Annotated in this window: 9 protein-coding genes; 8 read left to right on the forward strand and 1 reads right to left on the reverse strand. The window is 64.2% G+C overall.

The features are described from left to right. The 3 genes from EN943_RS29495 to EN943_RS29505 form a co-directional block, all read left to right on the forward strand. The coding region (locus EN943_RS29495; RefSeq protein ID WP_281060864.1) for a glycine cleavage T C-terminal barrel domain-containing protein at positions 1–1523 on the forward strand (1523 nt) is incomplete at its 5' end. Continuing rightward, positions 1516–2118, forward strand: coding sequence for a sarcosine oxidase subunit gamma (locus EN943_RS29500; RefSeq protein WP_127415677.1), 603 nt, complete (start codon positions 1516–1518; stop codon positions 2116–2118). The genes EN943_RS29495 and EN943_RS29500, both read left to right, overlap by 8 nt. Before the next feature lie 175 nt (positions 2119–2293). Next, positions 2294–3736 carry an MFS transporter gene (locus tag EN943_RS29505; RefSeq protein WP_127415678.1) on the forward strand — a complete coding sequence of 481 codons (1443 nt, stop codon included), beginning with the start codon at positions 2294–2296 and terminating at the stop codon, positions 3734–3736. Between the two features lie 11 nt (positions 3737–3747). On the opposite strand, the gene EN943_RS29510 is transcribed toward EN943_RS29505, so the two are convergent. After that, positions 3748–4452: a nitroreductase gene (locus EN943_RS29510; protein WP_164778442.1), complete on the reverse strand. Its 705-nt coding sequence runs from the start codon at positions 4450–4452 to the stop codon at positions 3748–3750. Between the two features lie 225 nt (positions 4453–4677). On the opposite strand from EN943_RS29510, the gene EN943_RS29515 reads away from it, so the two are divergent. From EN943_RS29515 to EN943_RS29535, 5 genes are all read left to right on the forward strand, one after another. Continuing rightward, positions 4678–5220 (forward strand): XRE family transcriptional regulator, encoded by a 543-nt coding sequence (locus EN943_RS29515; protein ID WP_032807957.1) that lies wholly within the window; start codon positions 4678–4680, stop codon positions 5218–5220. A gap of 20 nt (positions 5221–5240) precedes the next feature. After that, positions 5241–7694 carry an FAD-dependent oxidoreductase gene (locus tag EN943_RS29520; protein ID WP_127415680.1) on the forward strand — a complete coding sequence of 818 codons (2454 nt, stop codon included), beginning with the start codon at positions 5241–5243 and terminating at the stop codon, positions 7692–7694. Next, positions 7691–8596 carry a homocysteine S-methyltransferase family protein gene (locus EN943_RS29525; protein WP_127415681.1) on the forward strand — a complete coding sequence of 302 codons (906 nt, stop codon included), beginning with the start codon at positions 7691–7693 and terminating at the stop codon, positions 8594–8596. The genes EN943_RS29520 and EN943_RS29525 overlap by 4 nt, the downstream gene beginning before the upstream one ends. Continuing rightward, positions 8589–9770, forward strand: coding sequence for a pyridoxal phosphate-dependent aminotransferase (locus EN943_RS29530; RefSeq protein WP_127415682.1), 1182 nt, complete (start codon positions 8589–8591; stop codon positions 9768–9770). Before EN943_RS29525 ends, EN943_RS29530 begins: the two co-directional genes overlap by 8 nt. Next, on the forward strand, positions 9767–10883 hold a 1117-nt coding region (locus tag EN943_RS29535), incomplete at its 3' end, for an FAD-binding oxidoreductase (RefSeq protein WP_164778443.1). The genes EN943_RS29530 and EN943_RS29535, both read left to right, overlap by 4 nt.

The following is a 10883-nucleotide window of genomic DNA, read 5'->3' on the forward strand; positions in this document are numbered from 1 at the left end:
CGCCTGCCGTGCTGCCTACCGTCGAAGCCGTGCCCGGCGATCCAGATCCAGCGCCAGTGTTCGAGATCAGGGCCAAGGGCAAGAGCTTTGTCGATTTCCAGCACGATGTCACAGCCGAGGACGTGCGGCTGGCGCATCGCGAAGGCTTCGTCTCGGTCGAGCATCTCAAGCGCTACACCACGCTCGGCATGGCGACCGACCAGGGCAAGAGCTCCAACGTCCCTGGCCTTGCCATCATGGCCGAAGCGCTGGGCAAGCCGATCCCCGAGGTCGGCACCACGCGCTTCCGGCCGCCCTTCGCGCCGGTGTCGATCGGTTCGCTGGCGGCGGAGCGCTTCGGTGACCTGAAGCCCGAGCGGCTGACGCCGATGCATGACTGGCATCTCGCCAATGGCGCGACGATGTATTCCGCCGGCCTCTGGTATCGGCCGATGATCTACGGGCTTTCAGGCGAGACGGTCGAGCAGGCCTATGTGCGCGAAGCCAAGGCGACGCGCGAAAGCGCAGGGATCGTCGATGTCTCGACACTGGGCAAGATCGCCGTGCAAGGCCCTGACGCCGCCGCATTCCTCGACCGCGTTTACACCAACATGTTTTCGACGCTGGCGGTCGGCAAGGCCCGCTACGGGCTGATGCTGCGCGAGGACGGCCTCGCCTTCGACGACGGCACCACCTGGCGGCTCGGCGAGCAGGACTTCCTGATGACCACCACCACGGCCAACGCCGGCAAGGTGATGCAGCATCTGGAATATTTCCTCGACGTGATCTGGCCGGAGCTGAAAGTCCACGTCACCTCGGTGACAGACGAATGGGCGGGTGCCGCGATCGGCGGGCCGAAGGCCAGGCAGATCCTCGCCGCCTGTGTCACTGGCACGTCGGTCGACAACGCCACCTTGCCCTTCATGGGCATCGTGCGCGGCGATATAGCAGGCGTGCCGGTGATGATCTGCCGGCTGTCCTTCTCCGGTGAAATGGCCTTCGAGGTCTATTCCGGCGCCGGCCACGGCACCCATGTCTGGGAAGCCTTGATCGAAGCCGGCAAGCCGTTCGGGCTGGTCACCTACGGGCTCGAAGCGCTCGGCACCATGCGCATCGAAAAGGGCCATGTCACCGGCGCCGAGATCGACGGCCGCACCACGGCACGCGACCTGCATCTCGACTGGATGCTGTCGAAGAAGAAGCCTTTCATCGGCTCGGCGATGATGGACCGCGAAGGCTTGATCGCATCGGACCGCCTCGAACTGGTCGGCCTGATCGCCCTCGATAACCGGCCGCTCAACGGTGGCGCGCACATCGTCGAGGAGGTTGACGAAGCCAATCCGCACGACTCCATCGGCCATATCACCGCCTGCTGCTATTCGCCGGCGCTCGGCAAGCATATCGCGCTGGCGCTGGTCGAGGGCGGCAAGGCACGGCAAGGCACGCGCGCTCATGTCTCCGATCCCTTGCGCAACCGTTTCGGGCCGGTCGAGATCGTCTCAAACCACTTCTTCGATCCGGACGGGAGCCGCATGCATGGTTGAGCGCCAATCACCCGAGCCCTTGTCGCCGCTTGAGCCCGAATTCCATGTCGGCTCGCACGGCAATTTCGAGCACGGTGTCGAGATCATCCTGACCGAGACGAGGCCGGGCTCGATCGTGCAGCTCGCCGCCTGGCCGAGCGAGGAGAAGAAGCTGATATCAGCCATTCGCACCGTCACCGGGCTTGCGCTGCCCGATGGCGCCGGCGGCGGCCTGAGCGATGGGGTGAAGTCGGTGTTCGGCTTCGCGCCGGGGAAGTTCACCGTTGCCGACGAGGCCGAAGGGCTGGCCGCTGCCTTTGCCAAGGTGGTGACCCCGGCCATCGGCACGGTGACCGACCTCTCGCACGGCCGCACTGCCATCCGCATTGCCGGGCCGAAGGCCGAATGGGTACTGGCGAAATTCTTCGCCATCGACTTTTCCCTGCCGGCCTTCCCTGTCGGCGCCGGCCGCTCGACCACCCACCACGACGTCTTCGCCCAGATCCAGCGCACCAGTGCCGACCAGTTCGACATCTATGTCTTCCGCTCGTTTGCACGCTCGTTCTGGAAGGCGCTCTGCCACGCCAGCGAGGAAGTCGGCTACGAGGTGCAATAGGCGGGTCGGCCGGATGGCCGCGTTGCCCACATCTGGCATCAACGCCAGCCGCTTCTGCCGCTAGAGAATCGGGCCGCCGGCGCCCATGGTGCGAAAACGTGGCCGCCCAACCGGCCCAGGGATATGAAAATCCCTTCTTCAAGAGTCGGCGCATTCGTTTGGTTCGAACATCTCCATGACCGCAGAACTATCCGCCGGCGCCACGGATCGCGCCGATGTGCCGGCCAGAGCCTTGCTCCTGCTGCCGCTGACGGTCGCCTGCGGCGTGTTCATGACCAGCCTCGACCAGAATGTCGTGGTGACCGCGCTGCCGGGCATCAGCGAAAGCCTCGGCCGTCCGCCCAGCCAGCTCGGCCTCTTGATTACCGTCTATGTTGCCAGCCTGATCATCTCGATGCCGCTTGGCGGCTGGGCCGCCGACCGCTTCGGCCTGCGCAACGTCTACTGCTTTGCCTTGCTGGTGTTCGCCGCCTCGTCGGCGCTCTGCGGGCTGTCCGACAACATCTGGACGCTGGTCGGCGCCCGCGCGCTGCAAGGCTTTGGCGGCGCCTTGATGGGCACGCTCGGCCAAGTCGTCATCCTGTCGACCTTTCCGCGCAGCCGTACGCTGAAGATCAACATGTACATATCGCTCGCCGGCCAGTCCGGACCGCTGGTTGGCCCGCTCGTCGGCGGCGCGCTGACCACCTACATTTCCTGGCGCTGGATCTTCTTCATCAACGTGCCGTTCGCGCTGGCGGCGGCAATTCTTGCCGCCTCGCTGTTTCCGACGATGACCAAGCCGGTGCGCACGCCTTTCGATTTTCCGGGTTTTCTGCTGGTTGGCAGCGGCATGGTGCTGCTGGTCTTCGGCATGGATTCGCTTGCCGCCAAGGATGCCGCGGGCGGCGTCATCGCCGCCGAACTGGCGCTGGCGCTCGTCATCCTGACCATCGCCTCGTTCTACTGCCTGCGCGTGCGCAATCCGCTGCTCGATCTCAAGCTCCTGCGCATCCGTACCTTCCGCATTTCGTTCCTCACCGGCGGCGGGCTGGACACGATCGGCCTCAGCTCGGTGGTGTTCCTACTGCCCTTGATGTTCCAGCTCGGCTTCGGCATGAGCGCGGTGCAGGCGGGATCGCTGACCTTCGTCGCCGCGGTCGGCTCGGTGGCGATGCGGTTCTTCATGCCGCGCGTCCTCAACCGCTTCGGCTTCCGCCGCGTGCTGGTCTACAACACGCCCATCGTCGCCGCCATGGTTGCCGGCTTCGCCTTGATGCAGGCAACCACGCCGGTCTGGATCGTGCTCACCTACATCTTCGTCTTCGGCGTCTTCCGCTCCGCCCAATGGGCTTCGACCGGCAACCTCGCCTATTCCGACATCGCGCCCGAGCAGCTCGCCCGTTTCAGCGCGCTCTATTACATATTATGGCAGCTGGCGGTGGCAATCAGCGTCGGCCTGGCCGCCGCGGCACTGTCATTTCTGGCAGGCGGCGGCCCTGCCGTCGCCGACAACTTTCGCATCCTGTTCGTGATCGAGGGCGCCATCACGCTCTGCGCGCTGCTCGCCTACCTCAAGCTGACGCCGCAAGACGGCGCCCATGTCAGCGGCCACGGCGCACAGATGAACACGGAATGAGGCTGGCTGGCTTATTCGCTGAACGTCACCCACTCTTCCAGCGGCACGCGGTCGGTGCGGAAGGCGTTTTCAGGTTTTGACGTATCTTCATAACCAACCGCCATGCCGCAGACGACGATCTCTTCGTCCGGAATGTCGAGCACCGGCCTGATCTGCCGGTGATAGGGGGCGAATGCCGCCTGCGGGCAAGTGTGCAGGCCCCTGCCTCTAGCTGCGACCATGATGTTCTGCAGGAACATGCCGTAGTCGATCCACGAGCCCTGGTTGAGGCGGCGGTCGATGGTGAAGATCATGCCTACCGGGGCATCGAAGAAGACGAAGTTGCGGTCGTGTTGGGCGCGCATCTTGTCGACCTCGCGGCGACCGATACCGAGCGCGCCATAGAGGCCGAAACCGTTGGCGCGGCGGCGGGTCAGATACGGCTCGAAGAACTGCGTGGGATAATACCGGTACTCGTCCCAATCAGCTTTTTCGGCGCGAATGCCGGAATTGAGAATGGCGTCTGATATCCGCTGCTTGCTCTCGCCCTTGGTGACATAGACCTTCCATGGCTGCATGTTGGTGCCGGATGGGGCGCGCGCCGCAACCGCCAGAAGGGCGCGGATGGTGTCGTCGTCGACCATGTCGGGCAGGAATGCGCGCACCGAACGGCGCGACAGGATCGCCTCGTCGACAATCACGGCATCGCCCGCAATTCGGGGGTTATTTTCCAGCATGGGCCGTCCCTTACCCTTTGTCTCGATCGGACGTCCCCACTCGCCGCTCTCGGCGGAGCCTTTGCATGAACCGTCAAAATCGCGCAAGCAAATCTTGTGTGTCCGTGAAAATCCGCTTGATTTTTTCACGAGGTTGATTTCTCATGAAATTTGACTGGATTTTTTCATGAAGAGAGCGTTTTGCCTTCGACTACCGCAAGAACATTGCAGGGACCTGACGAACGCGTGCTGGCCGGCGACATCAGGGCCCTGCGCAAGGCGCGCGGGCTGACGCTCGCCGAGATCGGCCTGAAGCTTGGCCGTTCGGTCGGCTGGGTCAGCCAGGTCGAGCGCGGCCTGTCGACGCCATCGCTCGGTGACCTCAGGGCCTTCGCCGAACTGTTCGGCGTGCCGATCAGCCTGTTCTTCAGCCATGACGTGCCTGTCGAAAGCGAGCGCGGCGTGGTCGTGCGCGCCGGCAGGCGCCGCACGCTTGGCACAAGCGAATCCGGCCTAGTGGAGGAGCTTCTATCGCCCGATCTCGGCGGTAGCTTCGAGATGGTGCGTTCGGTCTTCGCGCCGGGCGCGGAACTGAAGGCCGAAGCGCAGCGACCGACCGAGGAAGCCGGATACGTCGCGTCCGGACTGTTCGACATCGAGATCGGAGGTGTCTGGCATCGGCTTGGCGAGGGCGACTCCTTTCGCTTCGAAGGCAAGCCCTACCGCTGGCGCAATCCGGGTGCCGAGCCTGCAATTGTCATCTGGGTGGTTTCACCACCCGTCTATTGAGTTCAAGTTTGGAGAAGAACATGGCGGGTTTGCCGAGCACGGCGCGCGTGGTGATCATCGGAGGCGGCGCCGTCGGCACCTCCGCGCTCTATCATCTCGCCAAGGCGGGCTGGACCGACTGCGTGCTGCTCGAAAAGAACGAGCTGACCTCCGGCTCGACCTGGCATGCCGCCGGCAATGTGCCGACCTTCTCCTCGTCCTGGTCGCTGATGAACATGCAGCGCTATTCGACCGAGCTTTATCGCGGGCTGGCCGACGCGGTCGACTATCCCATGAACTATCATGTCACCGGCTCGCTGCGCCTTGCTCACTCGGTCGAGCGCATGCAGGAATTTCAGCGCGCCAAGGGCATGGGCCGCTACCAGGGTATGGACATTGACATAGTCGGTATCGACGAGATCCAGCGTCGCTATCCCTTCATCGAGACGCATGATTTGAAAGGCGCACTCTACGACCCAAGCGACGGCGACATCGATCCGGCGCAGCTCACCCAGGCGCTGGCCAAGGGTGCGCGCGACATGGGCGCGAAGATCATCCGCTTCTGCCCGGTGACAGGCGTGCGCCGTGAGAACGACGAGTGGGTGGTCGAGACGGCACAAGGTGAGATCCGCTGCGAGATCGTCGTCAATGCCGCCGGCTACCGTGCCGCCGAAGTCGGCCGGATGTTCGGCCGCGACGTGCCGATGATGGTGATGAGCCATCAGTACATTTTGTTCGAGGAGATTCCCGAACTGGCGGCATGGTCGAAGGAACAGGGCAAGAAACTGCCGCTGCTGCGCGACGTCGACACCTCCTACTATCTGCGCCAGGAGAAGAACGGCATGAATCTCGGCCCCTATGAGCGCAATTGCCGCGCGCATTGGGCCACGCACAACGACCTAATGCCGGAGGATTTTTCCTTCCAGCTGTTCCCCGACGATCTCGACCGGCTGGAACATTATCTGGCCGACGCCGTCGCCCGTGTGCCGATCCTCGGCACCGCCGGCCTGTCCAAGGTGATCAACGGGCCGATCCCCTACACGCCGGACGGCAATCCGCTGATCGGCCCGATGCCCGGCGTTCCCAATGCCTTCGAGGCCTGCGTCTTCACCTTCGGCATTGCCCAGGGTGGCGGCGCCGGCAAGGTGCTGGCCGAATGGGTGACAGAAGGCCGGACCGAGTGGGACATGTGGTCGTGCGACCCGCGACGCTTCACTTCCTATGCCTCGGCGCCGGATTATTGCGTCGCCAAGGGCATGGAAATCTACGGCAACGAATACGCCATCCAGTTCCCGCGCCATGCCTGGCCGGAAGGCCGCGACCGCAAGCTGTCGCCGATCCACGATCGCATCAAGGCGCTCGGCGGCCGCTTCGACGCCTATAATGGCTGGGAGCGTGCCACCTGGTATGCGCAGGACGGCGATGACATCTCCGAGGAAGCGACGCTGACATTCCGCCGCGAGGGACCGTGGCAGCATCGTGTGCGCGAAGAATGCCTGGCCGTGCGTGACGCTGCCGGCATTTTGGACCTGCCGGGCTTCTCGCGCTTCAACCTCGACGGTCCCGGTGCCGCCGAATGGCTGAGCCTGCAGGTCACCGGGCTGGTGCCGAAGCCAGGCCGCATCGGTCTCGTCTATTTCGCCGACGACAAGGGCCGCATCGTCACCGAAATGTCCGTCGTGCGTCACGACGAGAACCTGATGACGCTGATCACCGCGGCGGTCGCGCAGTGGCATGATTTCGAGTGGCTGAAGTCGCGCGTGCCCAAGGACGCACCGTTCAGGCTGATCGACCGGACCGAGGAATTCTCGACCCAGATCCTGGCAGGCCCGAACTCGCGAAAAATCCTCGCCGATGTCTGCGAAGCCGACCTCACTCTGCCATGGCTGACGCATCAGGAGACGAAGATCGCCGGTCGCTGGGCCAAACTCGTGCGCGTCTCCTTCGCCGGCGAACTCGGCTGGGAAATCCACACCAGGGTCGACGACACATCAGCCATCTTCGATGCCGTCTGCGCCGCAGGCCAGCAGCACGGGCTGAAGCCGTTCGGCATGTACGCGCTGGATTCGCTCAGGCTCGAAAAAGGCTACCGCACCTGGAAGGGCGACCTGTCGACCGACTATTCGATCCTGCAGGGCGGGCTAGAGCGCTTCGTCAAATGGGACAAGCCCGATTTCCGCGGCAAGGCGGCACTGCTGAACGAAAAGCAGCAAGGCGTGAAGAAGCGCTTCGTCACGCTGGTGGTGGAAAACCCGGGCGACTTCGACGCCCCTTCGGTGTCGACGCTGTGGCATGACGGCAAGATCGTCGGCGAGACGACGTCCGGCGGCTGGGGCCACCGGGTCGACAAATCGATCGCGCTCGGCATGCTGCGCGCCGATCTGGCCGAGCCAGGTACATCAGTCGAGGTCGAAATTTTCGGTGACCGCTTTCAGGCGATCGTGCAGAAGGATGAACCGCTGTGGGATCCGAAGAACGAAAGACTGCGCGCATGAAGAAAATCATCCTCACCGATGGCGGCATGGGCCAGGAACTGGTCCGCCGCAGCAAATCCGAGCCGACACCGCTATGGTCGGCCAGGGTGCTGATCGACGAACCTGATCTGGTGCGCGACCTGCACGCGGAATTCATCCGCGCCGGCGCTCGTGTCATCACCATCAACACCTATTCGGCAACGCCCGAACGCCTGACGCGTGAATGTGCGGAAGACCTTTTCAAGCCGTTGCAGAAGCGCGGCATCGAATTGGCCAGGCAGGCCCGCGACGAGGCCGGCGATGCAGCCATCGCCGGCTGCCTGTCGCCGCTTTTCGGCAGCTATGCACCGGCGCTGACCATTTCCTTCGAGAAGACGCTCGATATTTACCGCCGCATCGTTGCCGAGCAGGCCGATGGCGTCGACCTATTCCTGTGTGAAACCATGGCGTCGGCGGACGAAGCCCGCGCGGCGGTCACCGCGGCATCGGAAAGCGGCAAGCCGGTATGGGTATCGTGGACGCTGGCCGACCACGGCAAGCCGCGACTGCGCAGCGGCGAAGCAATAGCCACCGCGGCAAGCGCGCTCGACGGCCTGGCAGTCGCCGCGCGGCTGGTCAATTGCTGCCGGCCGGAAGCAATCGCCGCGGCTTTGCCTGAACTGATCGACCTCGGCGGCCCGGTCGGCGCCTACGCCAATGGCTTCACTTCAACCGAAGCACTCAAGCACGGCGGCACCGTCGATGTGCTGCACGCTCGTCACGACCTTGGCCCGGATGCCTATGCCGACCAGGCGATCGGCTGGGTCGAGGCTGGGGCAAGCATCGTTGGCGGCTGCTGCGAAGTCGGACCTCCGCACATCGCCGCTCTGCGCGACCGGCTCGAACAGGCCGGCTACGAAATTTCGGGAGTTTTGCATGCCTAGACCATCATCGCGCATTTCCGGCATCGTGCCTTCGGGCAAGGACGGCTGGGAAGTCCATTTCGCCGCCTGGACGCGCAAGGAGGCCGGCGAAGACATCATCATGCTGTCGGTCGGCGACCATGATTTCGATACGCCTTCGCAGACCATCGAAGCCTGTGTGACCGCGGTTCGCGGCAGCAATCATCACTACACCCCGCTTCCCGGCTTGCCGCGCCTGCGCAAGGCGATGGCGGCAGCTTCGAGCGCCTGCACCGGCGTCGAAACGTCGCCGGATCAGGTGATCGCCACACCGGGCGGCCAGGCCGCACTTTACGCGGCCGTGCAGGGCGTGCTCGACCAGGGCGATCACGCCATCGTCGTGGCGCCCTATTATGCCACCTATCCCAACACGTTCAGCGCCGCAGGCGCTGATTTCACCGTCGTCGAGACACCGGCCGAGGATGGCTTCCAGCCACGTGCCGACATGATCCGCGCGGCAATCCGGCCGAACACGCGCGCCATCCTGATCAACACGCCGAACAATCCGACAGGTGCGGTCTATTCGCGCGAGCGGCTGGAGCAGTTGGCAGAAGTCTGCCGGGAGCACGACCTCTGGCTGCTGTCGGACGAAGTCTACTGGACGCTCGGCGGCGGCGAGCACGTCTCGCCGCGCTCGCTGCCAGGTATGGCGGAGCGCACGCTGGTCATCAATTCGATGTCCAAGAGCCACGGCATGACCGGCTGGCGCATGGGCTGGCTGACGGGGCCGGAGGAGATGATCACGCTCATGATCAATCTCAATCTGGTGACGACCTACGGCCTGCCGGCCTTCATCTCGATCGCCTGTTCCGAGGCGCTGGAGAACCGCTACGGCGTCAAGGAGATCGCCGAACGTTATGCGGCACGCCGCACCGTCTTGCTCGACGCCGTGCGGGGCATGAACGATGTCACCGTGCGCGGTTCGGAGGGCGGCATGTATGTCATGCTCGACATCTCGGCCGTCGAATCGGACGACGAGAAATTCGCCTGGGCCCTGCTCGACAAGGAAAAAGTTGGCGTGATGCCCGGCTCCAGCTTCGGCGAGGCGGCCGCCGGCCACATTCGCATCAGCCTCTGCCAACCCGAGCCCGTGCTGCAGGAAGCGGCACGTCGCCTGCGCCGCTTTGCTTCCAGCTACCGTCGCGAGGCAGCATGATCGCCAAGGCAGTTCCCGCCAAAGCAAGAGCGGTCATCATCGGCGGCGGCGTTTCCGGCTGCTCGGTCGCCTATCACCTGGCCAAGCTCGGCTGGACCGATATCGTGCTTCTCGAACGCAAACAGCTGACGTCGGGCACGACATGGCACGCCGCCGGCCTGATCGGCCAGTTGCGCGGTTCGCAGAACATGACGCGGCTGGCGAAATATTCCGCCGACCTCTACGTCAAGCTGGAAGCAGAGACCGAAGTCGGCACCGGCATGCGCCAGGTCGGTTCGATCACCGTGGCGCTGACCGAGGAGCGCAAGCACGAGATCTACAGGCAAGCGTCGCTGGCGCGTGCCTTCGATGTCGACGTGCGCGAGATTTCGCCCAGGGAAGTCAGCGAGATGTACCCGCATCTCAATGTTTCCGATGTCGTCGGCGCCGTGCATTTGCCGCTCGACGGCCAATGCGACCCCGCCAACATCGCCATGGCCCTGGCCAAGGGCGCGCGCCAGCGCGGCGCCACCATCGTCGAGAATGTCAAGGCCACCAAGGTCCACAGCAAGGACGGCCGCGTCACCGGCGTGTCCTGGGCACAAGGCGAAGAGCAAGGCACGATCGAAGCCGACATCGTCGTCAACTGCGCCGGCATGTGGGCACGCGAACTGGGAGCGCAGAACGGCGTCACCATCCCGCTGCATGCCTGCGAGCATTTTTACCTCGTCACCGAACCAATCCCCGGCCTCACCCGCCTGCCGGTGCTGCGTGTGCCCGACGAGTGCGCCTACTACAAGGAGGACGCCGGCAAGATGATGCTGGGCGCTTTCGAGCCGGTGGCAAAACCCTGGGGCATGGGCGGCATCCGTGAGGATTTCTGCTTCGATCAATTGCCCGAGGACATGGAGCATTTCGAGCCGATCCTCGAAATGGGCGTCAACCGCATGCCGATGCTGGCGACCGCCGGCATCCACACCTTCTTCAACGGTCCTGAGAGTTTTACGCCCGACGACCGCTACTATCTCGGCGAGGCACCGGAACTGTCCGGCTACTGGATGGCGACCGGCTACAATTCGATCGGCATCGTCTCCTCCGGCGGCGCCGGCATGGCGCTGGCGCAGTGGATCAATG

Source organism: Mesorhizobium sp. M7A.F.Ca.US.006.01.1.1, from assembly GCF_003997935.1.
Lineage (GTDB): Bacteria > Pseudomonadota > Alphaproteobacteria > Rhizobiales > Rhizobiaceae > Mesorhizobium.